The sequence below is a fragment of the Pseudonocardia asaccharolytica DSM 44247 = NBRC 16224 genome, assembly GCF_000423625.1.
GTDB lineage: Bacteria > Actinomycetota > Actinomycetes > Mycobacteriales > Pseudonocardiaceae > Pseudonocardia > Pseudonocardia asaccharolytica.
Map to the genome: position 1 here is coordinate 179057 of NZ_AUII01000006.1, position 24516 is coordinate 203572.

Below are 24516 nucleotides of genomic sequence, written 5' to 3' on the forward strand. Positions count from 1 at the left end.
CAGGCCCCGGCGCACCGCCCGACCCCCCTTTTTGCGCCCGACTGCTGCGAGGATGCCGCGGTGGCCCCAGACACGCTCAGCAGGCGGGACGTACTGCGTGTGCTGTGCGTCTGCGGGGTCGCGGCCGGGCTCGCGCCGTTGCTGTCGGGGTGCTCGTCGCCGTTCCGCGACGAGCGCATCGCGATCGCGACCGGAGGCACCCAGGGTGTCTACTACGCCCTCGGCGGGGCGCTGGCCACGATCTGGCAGGAACATCTGCGGCTGGCGGTGCGTCCGGAGGTGCTCTCGACCGCCGGCTCGGTGCAGAACCTGGCGCTGCTCTCATCCGGGGACGCGGACGTCGCGTTCAGCCAGGTCGACACCGCCGCGGACCTGCTGGCCGGGACCGCGGCCGGCCTCCCCCGCGCGCCGCGCGCGCTGGCCCGGATCTACGACGATGTCGTCCACGTCGTCGTCCGCGCCGACTCCCGGTTCCATCGGCTGGCGGACCTGCGCGGGGCCCGCGTCTCGATCGGGGCCGAGAACTCGGGCGTCGAGCCGATCGCGCGGCGGCTGCTCACCGTGGCCGGGCTGAGCCCCGAGCGCGATGTGCGGTCCACCCAGCTCGGGATCAACAATTCGGTCGCGGCGATGCGCGCGGACACGATCGACGCCTTCTTCTGGTCCGGTGGTCTGCCCACCCGCGGGGTGAGCGAGCTCGCCGCCGCGGTCCCCATCCGGCTGCTCGACCTCGGCGACGTACGAGGTCCGGTCCGCGCCGCCTACCCCGTCTACTCCACGGGTACCGTGCCCGCCTCGAGCTATGGCCTCCCGGACCCGGTGAACACGCTGCTGGTCCGCAACTTCCTGCTCGTCCCCGCCTCGATGGGCGAGGACCTCGCGGAGGCGCTCACCAGCGCCCTGTTCGCCGAGCAGCCGCGGCTGTCGACGGCCAGCCCCGCGGCGCTGACCATCGACGCCAGGGCCGCGATCGGCACCCAGCCGGTTCCCCTGCATCCCGGGGCGGAGCAGTTCTACCGCTCGACGAAGGCCTTCTGACGCAGCGGTCAGGGCGGCGCCGGATCCAGCAGCCGGGCGACCACCCGCAACCCACTCGCACGCGGCAGCTCGAGGCGAAGTGTCCCGCCGGAGAGCTCCACGGTGCGTGCCGCGATGGCCAGCCCGAGCCCGGAACCCTCGACGTTGCTCTGCCCGGGACCGCGCCAGAACCGGTCGGTGGCCCGCTCGAGCTCCTCGGGTGCCATCCCGGGGCCGGTGTCTCGGACCACGAGATCGACGCCGCCGGGCACCTTCCGGACCCCGATCATGACCACCCCACCGGATGGGGTGAACTTCATGGCGTTGTCGAGCAGCGCATCGAGCAACGTCTCGATCCCGCCGTGGGTCGCCCTGGCGCGCAGCCCGCGCATTCCGCAGTGGGTCAGCTTCAGCCCGATGTGTTCGGCGAGCGGGCGCCACGCCTCGATCCGGTCCTCGATACTGGGGTCGAGCTCGACCGGCCCGGTTTCCGATACGCGTTCGGCCCTGGCCAGCGCGAGCAGCCCGTCGAGCACCGCGGACAGCCGCTCGGCCTCCTCCAGCGCGGCGGCGTGGTGTTCGGCCGCCGCCGCGTCGACGTGGCCGTCCAGGTTGGACAGCCGCAGACGCAGCGCGGTGAGCGGGTTGCGCAGCTGGTGGCTGGCGTCGGCGACGAAGGCGCGCTGGGCCGCCAGCGCCTGCGTGACGATCCCGGCCATCCGGTCGAAGGACGCCGAGAGCCTGCGCAGCTCCGGCGGGCCGCTGCAGGTGGCGATCGGCTCGACCTCCTTTCCGGCCAGCACCGCGCCGGCGATCCGCCCGGTGCCCTCGTCGAGCCGGCGAACCGGGAGGAGGATCCACCGCACCACCGGCAGCGCCACCAGCACCCCGAGGACCAGCGCCAGCAGGATCGCGCCCGCCACCATCGACCACACCCGCAGCTCCTGCGCCCGAAGCGCCTCGGTGGGTGAGATCGTGAGCGCGGCGCCGCGCACCTCGCCGTCGACGAGCACCGGCTCGGCGAGCACCAGCGGCTGGTCGTCCCAGGGCAGGATGAACGGGTAGGGCTCGGAGCGGCGGTTGGCCAGCGCGACGCGGACCCGCTCCCGGCCGACCTCGTCGAGGACGATCGGCTCCGCCCGGGATGCGGCGACGATCCGTTGCTCGCGGTCGAGCACGGCCACCGTGACGCCGTAGACCTCGTCATAGCGGGCCAGCTCGGCGGCCAGCCCGGTCGCGTTCGCCTCGGTGATCGGTCGCTGCGCGATCGAGGCGAAGAAGATCGTGTCGGTGAGCCGGTCGGTGAACAGCTCCTGTTGCGCGCCACGGGCATCGGCCATGGCGAGCGGGACGCCGAGGCCGACGGCGAGCAGCCCGACCAGGACCAGCACGATCACCAGCAGCCGGGCCCGCATGTCTGCGTTACCCCTGGTCCGGGGAGCGGGGCTCGGGACGGTCCAGCCGGTAGCCGATCCCGCGCACGGTCTGCACCAGCTCGGCCCGGCCGAGCTTGGTCCGCAGCGTGGCGACGTGAACGTCGAGGGTCCGGTTGGCTCCGGGCCAGCTTCGCCCCCAGACCTCGGCGACGATCCGGCTGCGCGGGCACACCGCACCCTTCACGCTCGCCAGCAGCGCGAGCACCTGGAACTCCTTGCGAGTCAGCGCGACGTCACGGCCGTCGACGGTGACGGTGTGCCGGTCGAGGTCGATGCGCAGATCGTCGACGACGACCGTGCCGGCGGCTCCGGAGCCGGGCGTGCCCCCTGCCCTGCCGCGGCGCCGGTACACCGCGTGCACCCTGGCCACCAGCTCGCCGATGTCATAGGGCTTGACCAGGTAGTCGTCGGCCCCGGAATGCAGGCCGAGGATGCGGTCGTCGACCTCGCCGCGGGCCGACACCACGATGACCGGGATCTCACTCACCCCGCGGATCTCCCGGCAGACGTCGACACCGTCGATATCGGGCAGGCCGAGGTCGAGCAGCACGACGTCCACCCCGCGCAGATGGTCGATCACCCCCCGGCCCCGGGCCAGCCGGGTCGTCGTCATTCCGTGCCGATGCAGGGCGGGGCGCAGCGCGGCCGCGACGCGATCGTCGTCCTCCACGAGCAGGATGTGCACGCCCCACCTCTCGCGAATACCGGGAGTGTTATGAGGCTGAGACCCTAAACGTTCCCCAAGGTGGTGGACTCCTCAGACCCACCGCCCTACGTTCCCGCCATGCCCGGAGGACCTCGATGAGTGACACGACGCCCATGGTGCGCATGGTCGGCGTCGACAAACACTTCGGCGATTTGCACGTCCTGCGAGACATCAACCTCGAGGTCGCCGCCGGCCAGGTCGTCGTCGTGCTCGGCCCGTCGGGTTCGGGCAAATCGACGCTGTGCCGCACGATCAACCGGCTCGAACCCGTGGACAACGGGCTGATCGAGGTCGATGGCAAGGCGCTGCCTGCGGAGGGCAAGCAGCTGGCCGGGCTGCGCGCCGACGTCGGCATGGTGTTCCAGAGCTTCAACCTGTTCGCGCACAAGACGATCCTGGAGAACGTCACGCTCGCGCCGATCAAGGTGCGCAAGGTGGGCAAGGCCGAGGCGCAGCGGCGCGCGCTGGAACTGCTGGAGCGCGTCGGTATCGCCGACCAGCGCGACAAGTACCCCGCCCAGCTCTCCGGCGGGCAGCAGCAGCGCGCCGCGATTGCCCGGGCGCTGGCCATGCGGCCCAAGGTGATGCTGTTCGACGAGCCCACCTCCGCGCTCGACCCGGAGATGGTCCAGGAGGTGCTCGACGTCATGACCGCGCTGGCCGCCGACGGGATGACCATGCTCGTGATCACCCATGAGATGGGCTTCGCCCGCCGCGCCGCGCATCGCGTCGTCTTCATGTCCGACGGCGAGATCGTCGAGGACTCGACGCCGGACGCCTTCTTCTCCAACCCCACCTCGGGTCGTGCCAAGGACTTCCTCGGCAAGATCCTCACCCACTGATCTCCCGCGCATCCCGTCAGGAAGGACACCACCCCCATGCGCCTTTCTCACCTCGCCCGGGTCGCCGCGGTCGCGGCGGCCCTCGTGCTCACGGCCACCGCCTGCGGTGGTCAGTCCCCCTCACCGGGCTCCGCGGGCGACGGGCCGACGGTCGCCCAGGACGTGACGTTCGAGGCCGGCACCACTATGGACAGGCTCGCCAAGGCCGGCACGATCCGCGTGGGCACCAAGTTCGACCAGCCGCTGTTCGGGCTGAAGGGTCTCGACGGAAAGCCCGCCGGGTTCGACGTCGAAATCGCGAAGATCATCGGTGCCAAGCTCGGCATCCCCGCCGACAAGATCGCCTACACCGAGACTCCGTCGGCGACCCGAGAGGAGGCGATCGAGCAGAACCGGGTGGACATGGTCGTCGCCACCTACACCATCAACGACAAGCGCAAGGAGCGGGTCAGCTTCGCCGGTCCGTACTACATCGCCGGCCAGGACCTGATGGTCAAGTCCGACAACACGACGATCACCGGGCCGGAGTCGTTGAAGGCCGCGAACGCGAAGGTCTGCTCGGTCACGGGTTCGACGCCGTCGGTGACCATCCAGGAGTACGTCGACCAGGCGAACCTCGTGTTGTTCGATGTGTACTCCAAGTGCGCCGATGCGCTGCGCACCGGCCAGGTCGACGCGGTCACCACGGACAACGTCATCCTGCTCGGCCTGGTCGAGGCCAGCGAGGGCGCGTTCAAGCTCGTCGGCAAGCAGTTCACCGAGGAGCCCTACGGCATCGGCATTCCCAAGGGCGACGTGAAGTTCTGCGAGTTCATCAACACTGCCCTGAAGGATGCCGCGGCCGACGGCTCGTACGAGGCGGCGTGGAAGAGCACCGCGGGCGCGGTGTCGCCGCAGACACCGACGCTGCCGCCCGCCGATCCGTGTAGCTGAGGCCCGATCCGTTCGAGCGGGACGGCGGCCCTCGGCCGCCGTCCCGCTCGGCAGGAGGAAGTGTCGTGGGGGTCATCCTCGAGCAGTTCCCGCTGTACGTGCAGGGCTTCCTGCAGACGCTGCGGATCTGCGTCTTCGCCGCCATCGGGTCCCTGGTCCTCGGAACGCTCCTGGCCGGCTTCCGGGTCTCGCCACTGGCTCCGCTGCGTGCCGTGGGCAGCGGCTGGGTGACGGTGTTCCGGAACACCCCGCTGGCCGTCGTACTGTTCGCCGTTGCCTTCGGACTTCCCGAGGTCGGGGTGAACGGGTCGTATTTCTGGTTCGGTGTGACGGGCTTGACGATGTACACCAGTGCGTTCGTCTGCGAGGCCGTCCGCAGCGGCATCAACTCCGTCGCCCCCGGCCAGGCGGAGGCGGCGCGGGCCGTGGGGCTGACGTTCTCCCAGACGCTGTCGCTCGTCGTGTTGCCCCAGGCGTTGCGGACCGTTGTTCCGCCGCTGGGCAGCGTGATCATCGCCATGATCAAGAACTCGGCCATCGTCGGGGCGTTCGGCGTGGGAGGCGACCTGTACTCGGTCGGCCTGCAGCTGACCTCGGCTCAGGGCTACGCGGCGGTGGGTGTGCTCACCGGGGTGCTGCTGGGCTACCTCGTGTTGACGATCCCGGCGGGAATCGCCCTCGCCGCCATTGAACGAAGGACGGCGCTCGCGCGATGACCAGTTCCGTTCTTTACGACGCACCGGGACCCGTCACCCGGCGCCGCACGATGATCTCCAGTGTCGTCGCCGGGGCCATCGTACTGGTGGTGATCGCGCTGGTCCTGGTACAGCTGGCCGGCCAGGGTCAGTTCTCCGCCGAGCGCTGGGGTCCGCTGCTCAACCCCGCCAATTCGAGCTTCGCCCCGGTCTGGGAGTTGCTCGGCCGAGCACTGGTCGCAACGCTCGTGGCCGCCGGGCTGACTCTGGTCTTCTCGTTGGTCATCGGGACCGCACTCGCCGTCACCCGCGTGACCGCCGCGCGCTGGTACCGCTGGCTGGTCGTCACCGTGATCGAATTTCTGCGGGGCGTGCCCGTCGTCATCGCGATCTTCTTCGCCGCCCGGGTGCTCCCCGAGGCCGGGCTGACCCTCCCGACCCTGTGGTATCTCGTCATTGGCCTCACGGCCTACAACTGCGTGGTCATCGCGGAGATCGTCCGGGCCGGCATCGCTTCCCTGCCGCGCGGCCAGTCGGAGGCCGCCTACTCCCTGGGGCTGCGGCGCAGCCAGGTGCTGGGCTCGATCCTGCTCCCCCAGGCGTTCCGGGTCATGCTGCCGGCGCTGATCAGCCAGATGGTGGTGATTGTCAAGGACACCTCGCTGGGCTTCATCATCAGCTACGAGGAGTTCGTCCGCACAGCCAACATCATCATCCAGAACCTGCACAACCCGATCCAGATTTACACCGTCGTCGCGTTGATCTTCATTCTGATCAACTATTCGCTGGGCAGGCTCGCTGAGGCCGTCGAGCGCCGGTTGTCGCGTTCGCGGACCACCGCCGCCCCGCCCGCCGCCGCCGGCGCCGTCGACACCGGTGCCGCAGGCGGCGGCTGAGCAATCGGACGAGATCGCGCACAAGGCACGGCCCCACCGCACAAGGCACGGCCCAACACGGTCGAGTCCACGACCCGGCAGCCGGGTGAAGCGCGGCACCCGGCTCGTGATCGGCGTTTGGGAGGCGGGGGCCGCGAAAGCGCGGCGACCGCCGCCCAACTGTTGATCATGGGGCGGCAGTTGGCGGACCCGACCCGGATTCGCCGATCCGTTCCGGCGCTACTCGACGGGTAGCCCGGGCACCGCGACGACGCGCACTTCCAACCGTCCGTCCTCGGTGCGGGTCTCGAACCCGGGTAGCGACGCGGTGGCCGGCCCGTGCACCACGGCGCCGTCGGACAGCCGGAAGACGCTGCCGTGCCATGGGCACGTGACGCAGATGTCGCCGTCGGTTCCGCTGGGCGTGCCCTGATGGAGCGGCCCCGCCATATGCGGGCAGCGATCGGATCGGACCGCGACATCGTCGCCGCGGCGAAGGATGAGGACGGGCACGTCGCCGACCACCCGCCGGACCAGCTCACCCTCGGGAAGGGCGGTCACCGGCCGAGCGGCCGCCAGTCGCCCGGGCCGAGCAGTTGCGCTTCCCCACCCCGGTTCGCGCCGACCGCCTGGTGATAGCCCAGATGTCCGCCCAACGTCGCGCCCGCCCCGGCGAGCGCCGTCCCGGCCAGCGAGAGCAGCCGGCCGCGCCGACGGCGCCGCGGCCGACCAGCACCGGGCAGAGAAGATCCGGCAGCACCCGGTAAGGGTGGCACGTGGTTCTCGTCCCCGGCAGCACCCGCACCGCGTCGGCCGGCGTGACCCGGCTACGTCCGGGGCGCACCGTAGAAGACGCGTTCCACGACGGCGCGGGCGCGACGGGTGGTGCGGCGGTACTCGTCGAGGAACACACCCGGGTCGCCGTCGGCCGGATAGCCCAGTGCGCTGGCCACCGCCGCCAGGTCCCGGCCTGAGCGCGGCAGCTGGTCGCCCGGCTTCCCCTTGACCAGCATCACCGCGTTGCGCGCCCGGGTCGCGATCGTCCACCCGGCGGCCAGCTCGGCGGCGTCCTCGTGGCTGATCAGGCCCGCCGCGGCGGCCGCCCGCAGCCCGTCCAGAGTGGAGGTCGTGCGCAGCTGCGGAACGGAGCCGACGTGCTGGAGCTGCAGCAGCTGCAGCGTCCACTCGACGTCGGCGAGCCCCCCGCTGCCCAGCTTGGTGTGGGTGGCACGATCGGCCCCGCGGGGCAGCCGCTCGGCGTCGACGCGGGCCTTGATCCGCCGGATCTCGGTCGCCGCGGCCGGGGGAAGCCCATCGGCCGGATACCGGATCGGGTCGATGAGCTCGACGAACCGCCTGCCCAGCGCGGCGTCCCCGGCGACCGGCCGGGCCCGCAGCAGCGCTTGGGCCTCCCACACCTCCGACCAGCGCGCGTAGTACTCGCGGTACGAGCCGAGCGTGCGGACCAGCGGTCCGGACCGTCCCTCGGGACGCAGATCGGCGTCGACGACGAGCGCCGGATCCGGGCTCGGCGCCCCGAGCTGGCGGCGGACGGTCTCGGCGAGGCCGGTCGCGTACCGGACCGCCTCGTGGTCGCTCGTCTCGCCGGTCGGCTCGCAGACGAACAGCACGTCGGCGTCGCTGCCGTAGCCCAGCTCCGCCCCGCCGAGCCGGCCCATCCCGATCACCGCCATCCGGGCGGGTGGGGGGCCCGGCCGGGCCAGCGCACGCTCGGCGCTGTCCAGGGCCGCCTGCAGCACGGCCACCCAGACCGAGCTCAGCGCCCCGCAGACCTGCTCGATCGGCAGCAGCCCGAGCAGGTCGGCACAGGCGATGCGCAGCAGCTCGTGGCGGCGCAGCGAGCGGGCGGCGGCCGTGGCGGCCGCGAGGTCGGGCTGGCGGGCCACGGCGGTGCGCAGCGACGCGGCCACCTCGGCCGGGTCCTTGATCAGCTCGTCGCCGCGCCCGGAACTGGGCGTGGCCAGCAGGCGCAACACCTCCGGGGCTCGCACCAGCAGGTCCGGGACGAGCGCGGACGTGCCGAGCAGCTTCATCAGCCGCTGTGCCACCGCGCCCTCGTCGCGCAGCAGCCGCAGGTACCACGGCGTCGTCGCCAGCGCCTCGGACACCCGGCGGTAGGCGAGCAGCCCGCGGTCGGGGTCGGGGCTGGTCGCCAGCTCGTCGAGCAGCACCGGCAGCAGCGTCTGCTGGATCGCCGCGGCCCGCGACACCCCACCGGTGAGCGCCCGCAGATGGTTGAGCGCCCCCTCGGGCGAGGCCCAGCCCAGCGCGGCGAGTCGGGCCTTCGCCGCCGACTCCGAGAGCCGGGCGGCGTTCGCGGGCAACCGCGAGACCGCGGTGAGCAGCGGCCGGTAGAACAGCTTCTCGTGCAACCGGCGAACCCGATGCGCGTTGCGGTTCCACTCGGCGAGCAGCATCTCGACGACGTCGCGGCGCCCGTCGGTGCGGATCCGGGCGGCGCGGGCGAGCCAGCGCAGTGCGTCGGTGTCGTCCTCGGCCGGGAACAGATGGGTGCGGCGCATCCGCTGCAGCTGCAACCGGTGCTCCAGCAGCCGCAGGAAGCGGTAGGACGCGGCCAGGTTGGCGCCGTCCTCGCGGCCGACGTAGCCGCGCTCGGACAGCGCGCGCAGCGCCTCCAGTGTGGAGGATCGCCGCAACGCTTCGTCGGTGCGCCCGTGCACCAGCTGCAGCAGCTGCACGGCGAACTCGACGTCGCGCAGCCCGCCGGGACCCAGCTTCAGGTGCCGCCCGGCGTGGTCGGGCCGCACGTGCGCCTCGACCCGCCTGCGCATCGCCTGCACGTCGGCGACGAAGTCGTCGCGGTCGGCGGCGTTCCACACCAGCGGGGCGACGGCCTCGGCGTACTCCCGGCCGAGTTCGGGATCACCGGCGGCGGGGTGGGCCTTGAGCAACGCCTGGAACTCCCACGTCTTGGCCCAGCGTTTGTAGTACGACAGATGGCCGTCCAGGGTGCGAACCAGCGCGCCGTGGCGGCCCTCGGGGCGCAGGTTGGCGTCGATCTGGAAACACGCCTCACCCGCGATCCGCAGCACCCGGCTCGCGAGCCTGGTCGCGGTCGCATCGGCCGGTTCGCCCACGAAGATCACGTCGACGTCCGAGACGTAGTTGAGCTCGTGGCCACCGCATTTGCCCATCGCGATGATCGCCAGCCGGGTGCCGGCCTCGCCGTCGGGGTCGACCTCGGCCACGGCGACCGCGAGGGCTGCCCGCAGCACGGCGACGGCGATGTCGGCGAGCTGCGCGGCGACGTCGTCGAGTTCCATCACCGGCAGCGACGGCTCGCCGACGGCGGCGAGGTCGGCACCGGCCAGCCCGAGCAGCTCGTCGCGGTGCGCGATGCGCAGCGCGGAGACGGCCGCGGCACCGGTGAGCACGGCCCGCCCGCCGCCGGGGGTCCCCGCGGGCGGGGCCGCGGGATCGGCACCGACGGCCCGCAGCAGGTTCGCGGTGCGCCGGGCCCGGTCGGGCGGCGGATTGTTGCGGTCCGGGCCGTCGGCGAGCATCGGCCACCGATCCGGATGGGCGACGAGATGATCCCCCAACGCGGTCGAGCCGCCCACCAGCCCGAAGAGCCGTCCGCGCAGCCCGAGATCGGTGCGCAGCTCGGCGTCGATCGTGTCCCATTCGGGTGCGGCGGCAAGCCGGTCGACCGTGCGCAGCGCCAGGTTCGGATCGGGGCTGCGGGCCAGCGCCCACATGATCGGCCCGGCACCCTCGACCGGCCCGTCGCCGCGCCACCAGCCGAGCCGCTCCAGTGTCGCCTCGGCCCGGGGCTCGGTGAGTCCCAGGCGGGCCAGCGAGGTACCCGAACGCCGATCCGTCACAGGAATCGATCCTGCCGCATCAGCACCCCGCATCGCGGCCCCTCATTGGCGACACCGTGCGCTCATCCGGGTGCCGACCCAGCCGGCGCGGCTACCGGAAGGCGACTTCGAGGGCGTCCAGGACCGGGTGGAAGCCGATCCGCGGATAGATCGCGTTGCTGACGGGGTTGGCCAGGTTGGTGAACAGCACGACGTCACGGGCCCCCGCCTGCCGTGCCCAGGCCGCCGTTGCGGCCGTGACGGCCGAGCCGTACCCGCGTCCGCGGTGCCCCCGCGGGGTGTAGACCGGCCCGATCCGCGACATGCCCGCCACCGGGGGTCGGGCCACGGCAAATGCGACCGGTGAGCCGTCGGCCTCCCACAGCAGCACCCCGCCGCGGCGCACCGCGTCCGCCACCTCCAGGCGGGGGTTCTCCGGCACCGCTGCCAGTTCGCGGACGGCCTCGGCGGCGAACGCCCCGTACCACCGGGTGAGCAGGTCGACGTCGCCGGTTTCGGCCGGGCGCGCCGAACCCGCAACCCCGCGCGGCGGGCACAGCGTCAGGAGCCGGAACAACCGTTGGCGCATCGCGACGTGCACCGCCGACCCGGTCCGGGCGGCGTGCGCCGCGGCGAAGGCCTCCACCTCGGTGACCGGCCCGGTCGCGGCGTCCAGATCGGGATCGGCCGCGGCCGCGGCGTCGGCGGCGGTGGCCACGGCCGGCGGGAGCGCGGAGACGAGCAGCGGCCGGCCCACCACCCGCAGCGCCGCCCCCGTCACCTCGCCGCGCCGGTACACCGTGAGCAGCAACGCGGGCGTCGCCGCGCCGTGCCGCACCGCGTCGAATGCGGTGTGGGCGATGGTGTGGCGCACGGGGTCGGCGTCGTACAGCGGACCCGCGAGCGCGGCGAAGCCCGCGAGATCGTCGTGCAGCCGGACGTCCACCCGCCCAGGGTGGCCCGCGCTCCGCTCTTCCCGCGACCGGATTCCCACAGCTCGGACCACCGGTGAGTGCGTAACAGTGTTAGAACACTGTTACGCACTCACCGGGGCTTGTGGCCTGAGCGATGAGTCAGAGCACCGGCAGGTAGGTCGCCAGCTCGTAGGGCGTGACGTTGCGCCGGTAGGCGTCCCATTCCGCACGCTTGTTGCGCAGGAAGAAGTCGAAGACGTGCTCGCCGAGGATCTCCGCGACCAGCTCCGAATGCTCCATCGCCCCGAGCGCCTCGGTGAGGTTCTGTGGAATCGACTCGTAGCCCATCGCGCGCCGCTCGGTTTCGGTGAGCGACCACACGTCGTCCTCGGCGGCGGGCACGAGATCGTAGCCCTTCTGCACCCCGGTCAGCCCGGCCCCGAGGATCGCCGCGAACGCCAGGTACGGGTTGCACGCCGAGTCCAGCGTCCGGATCTCCACCCGAGCGCTGGACGCCTTGCCCGGCGAGTACATCGGCACCCGGACCAGCGCGGACCGGTTGGCGTGTCCCCAGCAGACCGTGGTCGGGGCCTCGCCACCGATGATCAGGCGCTTGTAGGAGTTGACCCACTGGTTGGTCACCGCGGCGATCTCCCGGGCATGCCGCAGCACCCCGGCGACGAACGCCTTGCCGGTCGCGGACAGCTCGTACGGGTCGCCGGGGTCGAAGAAGGAGTTGCGATCACCCTCGAACAGGCTGAAGTGGGTGTGCATCGCCGAACCCGGATGCTGGGTGAACGGCTTGGGCATGAACGATGCCCGCACTCCCTGGGTCATCGCGACCTCCTTCACCACGTACCGGAAGGTCATGATGTTGTCGGCCATGGTGAGCGCGTCCGCGTACCGCAGGTCGATCTCCTGCTGGCCCGGACCGCCCTCGTGATGACTGAACTCCACCGAGATGCCCATCGACTCCAGCGCCTCGATGGCATTACGCCGGAAGTGCGGCGCGATGTCGTGGCTGGCCTGGTCGAAATAGCCGCCGGAGTCGGCCGGGACGGGCGGGCTGCCGTCCTCGGGCAGGTCACGCAGCAGGTAGAACTCGATCTCCGGGTGCACATAGCAGGTGAACCCGGCCTCACCGGCCCGCGACAGCGCCCGGCGCAGCACATGCCGCGGATCGGCCCACGACGGCGAGCCGTCGGGCATCGCGATATCGCAGAACATCCGCGCCGAGTAGTGCCCGCCCGACGACGACTCCCAGGGCAACACCTGGAACGTCGACGGATCGGGGCGCGCCACCATGTCCGACTCGTACACGCGCGCGAAGCCCTCGATCGCGGAGCCGTCGAAGCCGATGCCTTCGGCGAACGCACCCTCCAGCTCGGCGGGTGCAATCGCCACCGATTTGAGATAGCCGAGCACGTCGGTGAACCACAGCCGCACGAAGCGGATGTCGCGTTCCTCGAGCGTGCGCAGCACGAATTCCTGCTGGCGGTCCATGGTCGCCGAGCCTAGGAACACCCTGTTACGGCCATGTTTCGTCGGGGTCCGGATCTGCGACCCGCGATCACGCGAGCTTGCACTGCGCCCCCTCGGGAGGAAGCACCAGGTCGATGAAGTACTGGGTGACGATCTCGTCGGTGCACTGATCGCCTTGCAGCGCCGCGGTGTGCTGGTTGCCCTCGACGGTGAGCAGCCGCCCGTCCAGCGCCTTCGCCAGGTCGATACCGGCCTCATACGGTGTGGCCGGGTCCCCGGTGACCGAGATGACCAGCGTCGGCGGCAGCCCCGAGACCTGCGGGACATGAGGCTTGCTGGTCGGTGGCACCGGCCAGAACGCGCACGGGTCCAGCGAGTTGACCGGGCCGCGGCCGGTGCTGCGGAACGGCGCGACCTCGTCGGCGCGGCGGTTGAGCTCGGCGACCTGAGCCCGGTCGGTGATGCGCTCCTCGTCGACGCAGCTGATCACGGTGAACGCCTCGATCGTGTTGGAGTACCGTCCGTCCGGGGCGCGGTCGTAGTAGAAGTCGGCGAGCCGCAACAGGGTCTCCCCGTCACCGGTGGCCAGGCCGGCGATGCCCTGGAACAGGATCGGATACGCGGCGGAGACGTAGAGGGCCTGGGAGACCCCGGTCTGCGCGTCGGCGAAGCTGAGCACCCGCCCCGGCCCGGCCGGAAGCGGGTTGTCGATCAGCGGCCGGACCAACGCCTGGAACACCGTGGTGGCCTGCTTCGGGTCCTGCCCGAGCGGGCAGGGCGTCTGCTGCTGCGAGCACCAGGCGGCGAACGCGTCGAAGGCGCCCTGGAAGCCGGCGTTCTGGTCGACGGCCCGGTCGATCGTGCTCTGCTGCGGGTCCAGCGCGCCGTCGAGAACCAGCGCCCGCACGTTGCCGGGGAACTCCTCGGCATAGGCCGAGCCGATCCTGGTGCCGTAGGAGTAGCCGAGATAGTTGAGCTTCGCGTCGCCGAGCACGGCGCGCAGGATGTCCATGTCCCGGACGACATCGCGGGTGCCGACGTTCGCCAGCACCTCGGTACCGACCCGCTCGGTGCACCGCTGGGCGTACAGCTCGCTGTTCGCATCGGCGGCCGCGACCCCGGCCGGCGACGGGTCGGCGAACGTCTTCTCCCGCTCCGCGTCCTGCTCCGCATCGGTGAGACAGTCGATCTTCGGCATGCTCGCCCCGACCCCGCGCGGATCGAATCCGATCAGGTCGAACCGCTGCGCGAGCGGGCCGCCTCCGATCCCGCCGCTGACGATGCTGGTCAGCGCGCTCATCCCGGACGCGCCCGGCCCGCCCGGGTTCATCAGCAGCGAGCCGATGCGCGCGTCCTGGTCGAGTGCCTTCTGCCGGAGCACCGCGATCTCGGCCTTCTCGCCGTCGGGCTTGGTGTAATCGAGCGGCACCTCGAACCTGGCGCAGTCGAACTTCGGGTTGGCGAATGCGGTGCGATCGGTGGCGGTCGTCGCGTACGGCGCGCACGGCCCCCACGACAGTTTCTGGTCATAGAACGGCTGCAGCGCCGCGTCCGGTGCCGTGGACGCCACCGGGCTCGGGGAGCCGGGCGACGCGACGGTGCAGGCCGTGGTGAAGACCGCGGCGCAGACCACGACGGTCAGGGCGAAGGAGCGTGTGCGTCGGAGGGACACCGGCCCAGCATGCCAGCGTTGCACCCCGGCGCCGGCGGCGGTGCGCGATGATGGAGGTATGCCCCAGCTCCGCCTCGCCCTCGCTCAGGTCAACGCGTGCGTCGGCGATCTCGCCGGGAACTCCCGGCTCGTGCTCGAGTCGTGTCGGCGGGCCGCGGAGGAGAATGCCGATATCGTACTGCTGCCCGAGATGGTGCTGACCGGCTATCCCGTGGAGGACCTCGCGTTGCGCGAGTCCTTCAGCACCGCGTCGCGGCGCGCGCTGGACGCCCTGCCCGGCGCGCTGGCCGCGGCGGGGCTCGGCGAGCTGCTCGTCGTCGTCGGCTATCTCGACGCGGACGAGGTCGGGCCGCGCAACGCGGCGGCGATCATCCACCGCGGCGCGGTCGTGGACCGCTACCACAAGCACCATCTGCCCAACTACGGCGTCTTCGACGAGTTCCGCTACTTCCACGCCGGTGACGATCTGCCGGTGATCCGCTACCGCGGCGTCGATCTCGGCGTGGTGATCTGCGAGGACATCTGGCAGGACGGCGGCCCGGTGGCCGCGTACCGCGAGGTCGGGCTCGACCTGTTGCTGTGCCTCAACGGTTCGCCCTACGAGCGGGCCAAAGGCGACGTGCGCGGTGAACTCGTGGCCACGCACGCCCGCGAGGCCGCCGCCCCGATCGCGTACGTCAATCTCGTCGGCGGGCAGGACGAGCTGGTCTTCGACGGCGACTCGATGGTGGTCGACGCCTCCGGGGTGGTGCTGGCCCGGGCGCCACAGTTCGTCGAGCATCTGCTCGTGATCGATCTCGACCTGCCGGGCGGCCGGTCACCCTCGGACGCCCGGCCGGCCGGTTTCGAGGTGCGGCGGCGCACCGTCGAGGGGGTCGAGGCCGTCGAGCGCGGGCCGGTCGGCGACCCGGGCGTCGCCGAGCCGCTCCCCGAGGAGGCCGAGGTCTGGCAGGCGCTGGTCACCGGGCTCGGCGACTACGTGCGCAAGAACGGGTTCCGGTCGGTGATCCTCGGACTGTCCGGCGGGATCGACTCGGCGCTGGTCGCCGCGCTCGCGGTCGACGCGCTCGGCGCCGACGCCGTGTACGGCGTCTCGATGCCCTCGGAGTACTCCTCCGAGCATTCCCGCCACGACGCGGCCGACCTCGCCGAGCGGACCGGGCTGCACTACCGGGTCGAGCCGATCGCCGGCATGGTGACGGCCTTCGTCGACCAGCTGCACCTGAGCGGGCTCGCCGAGGAGAACATGCAGGCGCGCTGCCGGGGTATGGCGCTCATGTCACTGTCCAATCGCGACGGTCACCTGGTGCTCGCGACGGGTAACAAGTCCGAGCTCGCGGTCGGCTACTCCACGATCTACGGCGACGCCGTCGGCGGTTTCGCGCCGATCAAGGATGTACCCAAGACCCTGGTCTGGAAGCTCGCTCGCTGGCGCGACGAACAGGCCTGCAAGCGCGGCGAGACCCCGCCGATCCCCCCGAGCTCGATCGAGAAACCACCGTCGGCGGAGCTGCGCCCCGGCCAGCTCGACTCCGACTCGCTGCCCGACTATGCCCTGCTCGACGACGTGCTCGACGACTATGTGGAGTCCGACCGCGGCTTCGACGACCTCGTCGCCGCCGGGTTCGACCCGATCGTCATCGAGAATATCGTGCGAATGGTCGACCGCGCCGAGTACAAGCGGCGCCAGTACCCGCCCGGCACCAAGATCAGCCTCAAGGCGTTCGGCCGGGATCGGCGGCTGCCCATCACCAACTCCTGGCGCGAACACCGCCCCTGACCCCTCCCCCGCGAGTCGTGGTATTTCCGAGCGCGAGTCGGGGTCTTCCGGCATGTGAACCTCGTCCCAGAGCGGTGCCGCCGCCCCGCCGCGATGGCAGGCTTCAATCCTCAGCCCCTGACGACCCGGGGACCCGTGACACGGGCCTCGAGGGAGGACGGACGATGATGTCTGCTGACGCGAACAGCCCGCGCGCGGCCGAGGATCAGTCACCCTACCGGGCACCGTCCCGGCCGAAGCGGACCCGCATCCACCACCTGCGCGAACTCAAGGAGCGCGGCGAACGCTGGCCGATGCTCACCGCCTACGACATGTACTCGGCCGAGATCTTCGACGAGGCCGGAATCCCGGTGCTGCTCGTCGGCGACTCGGCCGCCAACAACGTCTACGGCTACGAGAACACGCTGCCGGTGACGGTCGACGAGCTGATGCCGCTGGTCAAGGCGGTGGTGCGCGGGGCGAAGACCGCGCTGGTCGTCGCCGATCTGCCTTTCGGCAGCTACCAGGTCTCGCCCGCGCAGGCGCTCCAGACCTCGTTCCGGTTCATGAAGGAGGGCGGCGCGCACGCCGTCAAACTCGAGGGCGGGGCACAGTTCGTCCCGCAGGTCGAGGCCCTCACCGCCTCCGGCGTTCCGGTGATGGCCCATCTCGGCTTCACCCCCCAGAGTGAGCACGCGCTGGGCGGATTCCGCGTCCAGGGTCGCGGCGGAGCAGGTGAGCGGCTGGTCGAGGACGCACTGGTCCTCCAGGAGGCGGGCGCGTTCTCGGTGGTGCTCGAAATGGTCCCGGCCGACGTGGCGAAGCGGATCACCGCCGAGCTGCGCATCCCGACGATCGGGATCGGCGCCGGCCCGGAGTGCGATGCGCAGGTGCTCGTCTGGTCGGACATGGCCGGGATGAACCGCGGTCGCAAGCCGCGTTTCGTCAAGCCCTACGCCGACCTCGGCGGGATCCTGCTCGACGCGGCGCGTCGATTCGGCGACGAGGTGCGCGGCGGCGCCTACCCCGACGCGGAACACTCCTACTCCTGATCGGCAGGGGCGGCCGCGGCCGCCCCTGCCCCACAGCAACCCGCACGGGCGCGGGCCCCGAGGCGCGCCCGTGCGGGGAACCAGCTCGATGACACCCCGACTCGGTCGCGGAAACACCGCGACTCGCGGGGAGGACGCGGGGGGGACCGAGGGGTTCGGGCGGATGAGGGTAGCCTCACATCCATCCGACACCGGGTAGGGAGTTGACCGACGTGACGAGGCCTGAGCCGAGAGCCGAACCGGGTTCCGGGTCCGACCCGCTGGCGCCGCTGCGCGACCGCCGCTCCTGCCCGGCGCTCACCGCACCCGCACCGTCGGCGGACGACCTGCACGCCCTGCTCACCGCGGCCTGCTCGGCCCCGGATCACGGGCGGCTGCGGCCGTGGCGGTTCATCGTGATCGACACCGCCGCCCTCGGACCGCTCGGTGACGCGTTCGCCGCCGGGCTCGCCGAGCGTGACCCGGGTGCCGGCCCGGACGCACTGGATCGCATCCGGGCCAAGGCACAGCGGGCGCCGATGATCGTCGTGGTGGTGAGCAGCCCCGTGGGGCACCCCACGATTCCGGCATGGGAACAGCAGGCCTCGGCGGCGTGCGTCGCCTACGGGCTCGTGCTCGCCGCCGACGCGCTGGGATACGGCGCGATGTGGCGCACCGGCTGGTTCGGCGAGGCCCCGAAGGTGCGCGCCCACCTCGGACTGGCCGATCACGAGGACGTGACCGGATGGATCTACCTGGGAACTCCCGCGGGTTCCGCACGACCGCCCCGCAGCCCGCACGACGTTCCGGTCAGCCGGCTGAGCTGACCCCTCGCGGGTGGTCCTGAAGCGGGTTGTCGCTCGCCCCTGGACAACCGGCCGCAATACGGCCAGCCTGATGGGACCGGATTTCGCGTCCGTCGAGTTCGCAGGAGGCGCCATGAGACTGGGCAGGAAGCTGGCCGACGGGTTCGCCGCCGATCCGGAAGCCGAACAGGTGCAGCACGCGCCCGCGCCGGAGATGACGTCCGAGCGGACCGCCGTCCGTGCAGCCGACGCCGGGCACACCGAGGCCGAGCGCACCGCGCCGCGGGCCGAACGGTCCGCGCGGGTCTGACGACGGTGGCCTGGTCGGCCAGCCGCACCCCGCGCGAGCACTCCGACCAGCCGCTGCCGGGGTTCAAGCTGGCCTACCCGATGCTGTCGGCCGACGGCACGAGCACCGGGTTCAGCGGGGTGACACTCGGCCGCGCGCACGTCTACCGCGCGATCGATGACGCCCTCTGCGTGCACGGATCCCGGCACGCCTGCCCCTCGCGCTGGTGCGACTGCGGGTTCTACTGCTTCCACGACATCACCGCGGCCCGCGATCTGGCCTGCGAGCCGGAGTACCGGGGCGCGGTGCTGCTCGAGGTGGCGGTGTCGGGTCGCTACCGTCGCTATGAGCGCGGGCTGCGCTACGCCCGGCAGCGGGTCCGGGCGGTCCGGATCGGCCGCTGCGAATGCGGCCGCCGAGGGGAGGTGCTGGCCGATTCGGGAACCGGAAGCATCGGCTGGCGACGGCTGGTCCCGGTCTGTGGGTCGTGTGCGGGAGTCCGGCCGGTCCTCGATCCGGACACGTTCGGCCGGCTCGCCGGCGGCGACGTCACCGTCACCACCGACGGGCCACCGACCGGACCGGTCGCCCCGCTCTCGGCGACGCCGGACCCATCGGCGGCAGGAGCGGTCGCCGTGCTCAGCGCCGAGGTGGCGCTGCTGCAGGCCCGCCTCGACGATGTGCAGGCCCGCCTCGACGAGCTGACCCGCCGCAAGGACTGACGCGCCGTGAGGACCGCTCCCGGGTCAGATCCACAGGTCAGATCCACAGGTCAGATCCACAGGGGCAGCTCCGGCAGGGGACGGCTGTCGTCGGCGCGCAACGACCGGCTTCGGGTGCGACCGAGCGCCCAGCCGACGAGATCGGCCACCGGGCCCCGGACCGACACCGCACCGGCGGCCGGCCCGACCGACCACTCCTGATCGTGGTCGGTCGCGATCAGCCGCACCGCAGGCGCGTCCGGCATCTGCGCGAGCGTCTCGGTGACCTCGGTCAGCAGGTCGTACATCATCGGCGCCGGCAGGTCGGCGAACGAGGCCCCGACGTCGAGATCAACGGCGTGGATCCACATCTCCCGTGCCCGCAGCCACGGGATCTCGCTGGCGGGGACCTCCTGGCCGGCCACGTTGCGCACGGTCGCGGACCAGGCCGACGCCGGCATCGCCTTGACCGCCTTCGCGAGCTTGTCCGACGTCTCCACGACATCGTCGCGGATCTCGGCGGGCGATCGCCGCGCTCCCGCCGCGATGTCGGCGTCGCGCTGCTCGCGGCTCGCGTAGGCCGGGGTGACGGTGCCGGTGCGGGCCCAGGTCAGCAGGTTGATCATGGCGTCGGCGTTGCGCGCGATATGGGTGAGCAGGTGGGCGCGGCTCCATCCGGGCAGCGCGCACGGAGCGGCGAAGGCCTCGTCGCCCAGCCGCACCATCAGCCCGCGCAGGTGCGCGGCGCCGTCCGCGGCCCAGGCGAGCGCTTCGGCCACGGTGTGGCTCACGGTTTCTCCTTGCGACAGGTGTTGCGGCACTTCCCCACCCCGGCGATCGAGGTGACGAGCACGGCGCCGTCGGTGAGATAGCGCGGGGGTTTGCGGGCGTGGCCGACCCCGCCCGGGGTGCCGGTGGCGATGACATCGCCGGGGTTGAGCGTGACGATGGTCGAGATGTAGCGCACCAGGTCGACGGCGCTGAACACGAGCTGGTCGGTCGTCGAGGACTGCATGACCTCGCCGTCGATCGTGCTACTGATCGCCCAGCCGCCTTCCGGTAGCTCGTCGGGGGTGACCAGGACCGGCCCGAGCGGGGTCGAGCGCTCGAACGTCTTGCCCTGCAGGAACTGCTTGGTGCGGTTCTGGTAGTCGCGCACGCTCACGTCGTTGAGCACGGTGTAGCCGGCGATCGCGGCGACGGCCCGCTCGGCGTCGGCGTGCCGGACCGGACGGCCGATCACGACGGTCAGCTCGGCCTCGTAGTCGACCTGTTCGGACACCGCGGGCAGCAGGATGTCGTCGTAGGCACCGACGAGCGCCGGGGCGAACTTCGCGAACAGCGTCGGGTACGCGGGCAGCTCGTTGCCCATCTCCGCGACGTGGTCGCGGTAGTTCAGGCCGACGCAGATGATCTTTTCCGGCGACGGCACCAGCGGCGCGTAGTCCAGCCCGTCGATCGGATGCGCGGGCCCGGCCGCGGACGCGGCGTGCGCGGCCCAGTCGGGGCGGGAGAGCAGCGCCCGCAGGTCGGTCTCTCCCGTCTCCACCGCGCTGTTCGCGTCGATCCGCACCGCTCGTGTCCCGGTCGCGGTGCGGATGGTGGCCAACCTCATCGTTCCTCCTCCATACGCTGCCCGGCAGTCTGCCCGCGTCGGACCGGTCACAGTGATCAGGGGGTGGGACGGAGCCGCCCCACCCCCTGATCACCCCAGCGCGCTACCGCGAGGCGTACAACGCCTTCTCGAAGTCCGCGTACATGTCCAGCGACTCCGGCGCCGCGAACGGGAGGAACTGGCTGTAGATCGCCCCGGTGATCCCGGTGGTCCGATCCACCCAGAAATGGGTGTTGCACAGACCGGCCCACGCCCCGCTGCCGGCCCGGCGCATTCCCGGGATGTCCCGGGTGGTCAGCAACAGCCCGTAGCCCCATTTGAAGCCCGGTCCGAGGTTGAAGTCACAGGTGGCGGTCGGGTCGGCGGTCGGGAGCGCGGGTGGGAACTCGAGGTCGCCGATCTGGCTGGTGAAGGCGGCATCGACCGTCTCCGGGCGCAGGATCTGGGTGCCCTCGACCGTGCCGTCGCCCAGCAGCATCCGCTGGAACTGCAGGTAATCCCGCGGCGTCGAGTGCAGCCCGTGGCCGCCCGCGAAGTACTCGGGGTTCTGGTTGAGATCGATCTCGCTGGGCGCCCAGCTGCCGTCCTCGCCCTTGAGATGGACCGGGACCGAGTTCGCCCGCTGCTGGGGACTCATCAGGAACGCCGTGTCGTCCATCTCCAGCGGTGCGGTGATGTTCTCCTTCACGAAGACATCAAGGCTCGTCCCGCTCGCCGTCTCGATCACCCGGCCCAGCCAGTCGATGTTGGTGCCGTACTGGAAGGTGGTCCCCGGATCGGCGGTCAACGGGGCGGTGAAGATGACGTTGGCCCCGGACAGCACGTTCGGCGTCCCGGTGACCTGCTCCCAACGCAGCAGGTCGGCATTCCAGAACCAGTAGCCGAGACCGGTGGTGTGAGTGATCAGCTGCTTCACCGTGGCCCGGCTCGCCGCGGGCCGCAGCTTCGGGGTGTCGCCGTCGAAGCCCTCGAGGACCTGCAGGTCGGCCCATTCCGGCCGGTAGTGATCGATCGGCGCGTCCAGCTCCAGACTGCCGCGCTCGACGAGCTGCAGCGCGGCGACGGTCGCCACCATCTTCGTCATGGACATGATCCGGAAGCTGCTGTCCGGACCGACCGGGTCGCTTCCCCCGGCCTCCCGCGGGCCCGCCGCCCCCTCGTAGATCACGCCGTTGCGGTCCGCCGCGATCCCCACCACGTTCGGAACCGCGCCGCTCTCGACAGCGCACTGCAGGACCTGATAGATGCTCGACGTCACGGCCGTTCCCCCTTGCCTCCGAGTGGGGCGCCGTTGGGTGGCGCCGGCCCCACCATCGTCCGGACGTCCGGCGCCGTCAACGGACCCCGGCGAACCCCTCCGATCGTGGCCACCGCAATCTGACCGAAAGACGAGAACCTAGATCGTTCCGGGCTCCTCGCCCTCGGCGGCACCGCGAACCGGGAGGTCGGCGAACACCGCGGGGGGTTCGCGCCACGGGTCGACCGGCCGGCCGGCGCACGCCTCGCGCACCGCGCGCCACACCCGCTGCGGCGTGCAGGGCAGATCGATGTGACGCACCCCGAGGTGGCTCAGCGCGTCGATCACGGCGTTCTGCACCGCCGGGGTCGACCCGATCGTCGCCGACTCACCAATTCCCTTCGCGCCCAGCACATTCAACGGCGTCGGGGTCTCGGTGGTCGCGGTCTCGAACGGGCACAGGTCCGCCGCGCTGGGCATCCGGTAGTCGGCCAGCGTCGCGGTCAGGGGCTGTCCCTCGGCGTCGAAGAGGACCTCCTCGTAGAGCGCCTGCGCGATCCCCTGGGCCAGCCCGCCGTGCTGCTGACCCTCCACCAGCAGGGGATTGAGGATCCGCCCGCAGTCGTCGACCGCGACATGGCGCACCGGGCGCACCCTTCCGGTCTGCGTGTCGACCTCGACGACCGAGACGTGCGCCCCGAACGGGAACGTCGCCCCGTCCTGGCGCGCGTCGATCCCGGCGGAGAGCTCCTCCCCGGCCTCCCGTGCAGCCCCGGCCACCTGCTGCCACGTCACCGTCGCGCCGGGCACCCCGGCCACCGCGAACTCGCCGTCCCCGGTGAGCTCGACGTCGTCCACCGCCGCCTCCAGTAGCGCCGCCGCGCGCCGGCGCGCCCGATCCAGCACGTCGACCGCGGCCGCGTGCACCGCGCTGCCACCCATCTGCAGCGATCGCGACCCCCCGGTTCCCCCGCCGCGCGGCACGGCCGCGGTATCGGACTGGGAGAAGGTGATCTTCTCCAGGGGGATGCCGAGGGTGTCGGCGGCGAGCATCGCGAACGCCGTCGCGTGCCCCTGCCCGTGCGCGGAGGTACCGGCCGACACCGTGGCCGACCCGTCGGGGTGTACCCGCACCGACCCGAACTCCGACCCCTCGCCCGCGGTGATCTCCACGTAGACGCTGACCCCGATACCCAGCTGCACCGGATCATCGCGCTCGCGGCGGGCGGCCTGTTCCTCCCGCAGCTTCTCGTAGCCGGCCAGCCGCAGCGCCTCGCGCAACGGCAGGTCGTAGTCACCGGAGTCGTACCGGGCGCCCACCGCGGTCGTCAGTGGGAACGCCGCCGGGTCGTGGAAGTTGCGTCTGCGCAGCTCCACCGGATCCACGCCCAGCGCGGCCGCGGCCAGATCCATGAGACGTTCCAGATGCGCGGCCGCCTCGGGCCGTCCGGCACCACGGAAGGCCCCCATTGCGGTGGTGTTCGTGACCGCCACCGCGACGTCGAAACCCACCGCCGGGATGTCGTAGACCCCCGGCGCCATGATGTAGGTCATGTACATCGGCAGCGCCCCGCCGAAACCCGCGTACGCGCCGGCGTCGCCCACCACCCGCGCCCGCAGGCCGGTGATCTTCCCCTCCCGGGTCAGGCCCAGCTCGTAGTAGCCGATCTGGCCGCGCCCGTGCGGCATCGACACCAGGTTCTCCGAGCGGCTCTCCACCCAGGCCACCGGACGGTCCAGCGCCCGTGCGGCGCCGATCGTGGCGGTGTGCTCGGCGAGCAGCCCCGCCTTGCCGCCGAATGCCCCGCCCACATGCGGGGCGATCACCCGTACCCGCGGCGCGTCCAGCCCGAACACCCCGCACAGCTGGTCGCGGAACCCGTGCGGCATCTGCGTCGACACGTGCACCACGAGATCGTGCTCGTCGTCACCGCCCGGATCGGCGAGGATGGCGTTGCCCTCCATCGGCGCCACCGCCACCCGCTGGTTGACCATCCGGGCCCGCACCACCACCTCGGCGCCGGCCAGCGGGTCGGGATCCGGCGACGAACGGGCTCCGGCGACCCGGTTCGATCCGTAGTCGGGGAACTGCAGCGGGGCTCCCGGTTCCAACGCCGCCTCCATGTCGACGACCGCGGGTAACGGCTCGTAGTCGACCTCCACCAGCTCCGCCGCGTCGGCGGCCGCGGCCACCGACTCCGCGACCACCAGCGCCACGGCCTCACCGACGAACCGCACCCGATCGGTCGCCAGCGGCGGGCGCGGCAGCTCGGGGTTCAGCACCATGAACCCGTGATGCGCGGGCAGCCGGAGGTCCGCCGCGGTGAACACGGCGACCACTCCCGGCGCCGATGCGGCGGCGCGGGTGTCGATGCCGTTGATCTCGGCGTGGGCCAGCGGCGAGCAGACGAACGCCGCATGCAGCAGCCCGTCGCGGTGCAGGTTGCCGACGAAGGTCGAGGCACCGGTGATCAGGGCAAGGTCCTCGACCCGGCGCACCCGGGTCCCGAAAATCGATCCCGCCATGTGACGCACATTACGACCTCCCGAACGCCGCCGCCGTCGACAACGAACCTGTGGTGATCAACCTGGTCATTCGATCACCACAGGTTCGTTGTCGAGGTTGACGATGACTGGTCGGGGGCCGGTCCGGCCTCCCGA

22 protein-coding genes are annotated in these 24516 nt (G+C 71.7%); 10 read left to right on the top strand and 12 right to left on the bottom strand.

Features of this window, described 5'->3' with window-relative positions:
* Positions 1-60: 60 nt before the first annotated feature.
* Positions 61-1038 (top strand): TAXI family TRAP transporter solute-binding subunit, encoded by a 978-nt coding sequence (locus G567_RS0109825; protein WP_037056541.1) that lies wholly within the window; start codon positions 61-63, stop codon positions 1036-1038.
* A gap of 8 nt (positions 1039-1046) precedes the next feature.
* On the opposite strand, the gene G567_RS0109830 is transcribed toward G567_RS0109825, so the two are convergent.
* Entirely contained in the window at positions 1047-2432 is a 1386-nt protein-coding gene (locus G567_RS0109830) for a sensor histidine kinase (RefSeq protein WP_028929846.1), read from the bottom strand.
* Between the two features lie 7 nt (positions 2433-2439).
* On the bottom strand, positions 2440-3138 hold the full coding sequence (locus tag G567_RS27925; protein ID WP_037056543.1) for a response regulator transcription factor: 699 nt from the start codon (positions 3136-3138) through the stop codon (positions 2440-2442).
* Positions 3139-3272: 134 nt separating this feature from the next.
* Between G567_RS27925 and G567_RS0109840 the strand changes: the two genes are divergently transcribed.
* The 4 genes from G567_RS0109840 to G567_RS0109855 all read left to right on the top strand — a co-directional run bounded on the left by G567_RS0109840 (position 3273) and on the right by G567_RS0109855 (position 6525).
* Positions 3273-4001: an amino acid ABC transporter ATP-binding protein gene (locus G567_RS0109840; RefSeq protein WP_028929847.1), complete on the top strand. Its 729-nt coding sequence runs from the start codon at positions 3273-3275 to the stop codon at positions 3999-4001.
* A 36-nt stretch (positions 4002-4037) separates the two neighbouring features.
* Positions 4038-4934: a glutamate ABC transporter substrate-binding protein gene (locus G567_RS0109845; RefSeq protein ID WP_028929848.1), complete on the top strand. Its 897-nt coding sequence runs from the start codon at positions 4038-4040 to the stop codon at positions 4932-4934.
* Between the two features lie 65 nt (positions 4935-4999).
* Entirely contained in the window at positions 5000-5650 is a 651-nt protein-coding gene (locus G567_RS0109850) for an amino acid ABC transporter permease (protein WP_028929849.1), read from the top strand.
* Entirely contained in the window at positions 5647-6525 is an 879-nt protein-coding gene (locus tag G567_RS0109855; RefSeq protein ID WP_028929850.1) for an amino acid ABC transporter permease, read from the top strand. Before G567_RS0109850 ends, G567_RS0109855 begins: the two co-directional genes overlap by 4 nt.
* Before the next feature lie 219 nt (positions 6526-6744).
* Here G567_RS0109855 and G567_RS34800 read toward each other — a convergent pair whose 3' ends face one another.
* The 6 genes from G567_RS34800 to G567_RS0109880 all read right to left on the bottom strand — a co-directional run bounded on the left by G567_RS34800 (position 6745) and on the right by G567_RS0109880 (position 14417).
* On the bottom strand, positions 6745-7065 hold the full coding sequence (locus G567_RS34800) for a Rieske (2Fe-2S) protein (protein ID WP_028929851.1): 321 nt from the start codon (positions 7063-7065) through the stop codon (positions 6745-6747).
* Entirely contained in the window at positions 7062-7280 is a 219-nt protein-coding gene (locus G567_RS34805; RefSeq protein WP_161631688.1) for a hypothetical protein, read from the bottom strand. The genes G567_RS34800 and G567_RS34805 overlap by 4 nt, the downstream gene beginning before the upstream one ends.
* A gap of 51 nt (positions 7281-7331) precedes the next feature.
* Positions 7332-10370 (bottom strand): bifunctional [glutamine synthetase] adenylyltransferase/[glutamine synthetase]-adenylyl-L-tyrosine phosphorylase, encoded by a 3039-nt coding sequence (locus G567_RS0109865; protein WP_028929852.1) that lies wholly within the window; start codon positions 10368-10370, stop codon positions 7332-7334.
* Positions 10371-10461: 91 nt separating this feature from the next.
* Positions 10462-11295 carry a GNAT family N-acetyltransferase gene (locus G567_RS0109870; protein ID WP_028929853.1) on the bottom strand — a complete coding sequence of 278 codons (834 nt, stop codon included), beginning with the start codon at positions 11293-11295 and terminating at the stop codon, positions 10462-10464.
* Positions 11296-11422: 127 nt separating this feature from the next.
* Entirely contained in the window at positions 11423-12766 is a 1344-nt protein-coding gene (locus tag G567_RS0109875) for a glutamine synthetase family protein (RefSeq protein WP_028929854.1), read from the bottom strand.
* 67 nt (positions 12767-12833) lie between these two features.
* A complete protein-coding gene (locus G567_RS0109880) occupies positions 12834-14417 on the bottom strand; it encodes an alpha/beta hydrolase (RefSeq protein ID WP_245585604.1) in 1584 nt (527 codons plus the stop codon).
* A 58-nt stretch (positions 14418-14475) separates the two neighbouring features.
* On the opposite strand from G567_RS0109880, the gene G567_RS0109885 reads away from it, so the two are divergent.
* From G567_RS0109885 to G567_RS0109905, 5 genes are all read left to right on the top strand, one after another.
* Positions 14476-16197 (top strand): NAD+ synthase, encoded by a 1722-nt coding sequence (locus G567_RS0109885; protein WP_028929856.1) that lies wholly within the window; start codon positions 14476-14478, stop codon positions 16195-16197.
* A gap of 167 nt (positions 16198-16364) precedes the next feature.
* Positions 16365-17228, top strand: a complete 864-nt coding sequence (panB, locus tag G567_RS0109890; RefSeq protein ID WP_028929857.1) for a 3-methyl-2-oxobutanoate hydroxymethyltransferase — start codon at positions 16365-16367, stop codon at positions 17226-17228.
* 212 nt (positions 17229-17440) lie between these two features.
* Positions 17441-18034: a nitroreductase family protein gene (locus G567_RS27935; RefSeq protein WP_051232691.1), complete on the top strand. Its 594-nt coding sequence runs from the start codon at positions 17441-17443 to the stop codon at positions 18032-18034.
* A gap of 112 nt (positions 18035-18146) precedes the next feature.
* The gene (locus G567_RS0109900) at positions 18147-18323 is read left to right on the top strand and encodes a hypothetical protein (protein ID WP_154667136.1); all 177 of its coding nucleotides are present in this window, start codon (positions 18147-18149) and stop codon (positions 18321-18323) included.
* A gap of 5 nt (positions 18324-18328) precedes the next feature.
* Complete coding sequence (locus G567_RS0109905) at positions 18329-19024, top strand: hypothetical protein (protein ID WP_037056546.1); 696 nt, start codon at positions 18329-18331, stop codon at positions 19022-19024.
* A 50-nt stretch (positions 19025-19074) separates the two neighbouring features.
* Here G567_RS0109905 and G567_RS0109910 read toward each other — a convergent pair whose 3' ends face one another.
* The 4 genes from G567_RS0109910 to G567_RS0109925 form a co-directional block, all read right to left on the bottom strand.
* Positions 19075-19794 (bottom strand): maleylpyruvate isomerase family mycothiol-dependent enzyme, encoded by a 720-nt coding sequence (locus tag G567_RS0109910; RefSeq protein WP_028929860.1) that lies wholly within the window; start codon positions 19792-19794, stop codon positions 19075-19077.
* Positions 19791-20618 carry a fumarylacetoacetate hydrolase family protein gene (locus tag G567_RS0109915; RefSeq protein WP_028929861.1) on the bottom strand — a complete coding sequence of 276 codons (828 nt, stop codon included), beginning with the start codon at positions 20616-20618 and terminating at the stop codon, positions 19791-19793. Before G567_RS0109915 ends, G567_RS0109910 begins: the two co-directional genes overlap by 4 nt.
* Before the next feature lie 103 nt (positions 20619-20721).
* Positions 20722-21876: a serine hydrolase domain-containing protein gene (locus tag G567_RS0109920; RefSeq protein ID WP_037056549.1), complete on the bottom strand. Its 1155-nt coding sequence runs from the start codon at positions 21874-21876 to the stop codon at positions 20722-20724.
* A gap of 138 nt (positions 21877-22014) precedes the next feature.
* A complete protein-coding gene (locus tag G567_RS0109925) occupies positions 22015-24381 on the bottom strand; it encodes a xanthine dehydrogenase family protein molybdopterin-binding subunit (protein ID WP_028929863.1) in 2367 nt (788 codons plus the stop codon).
* Between the last annotated feature and the right edge of the window lie 135 nt (positions 24382-24516).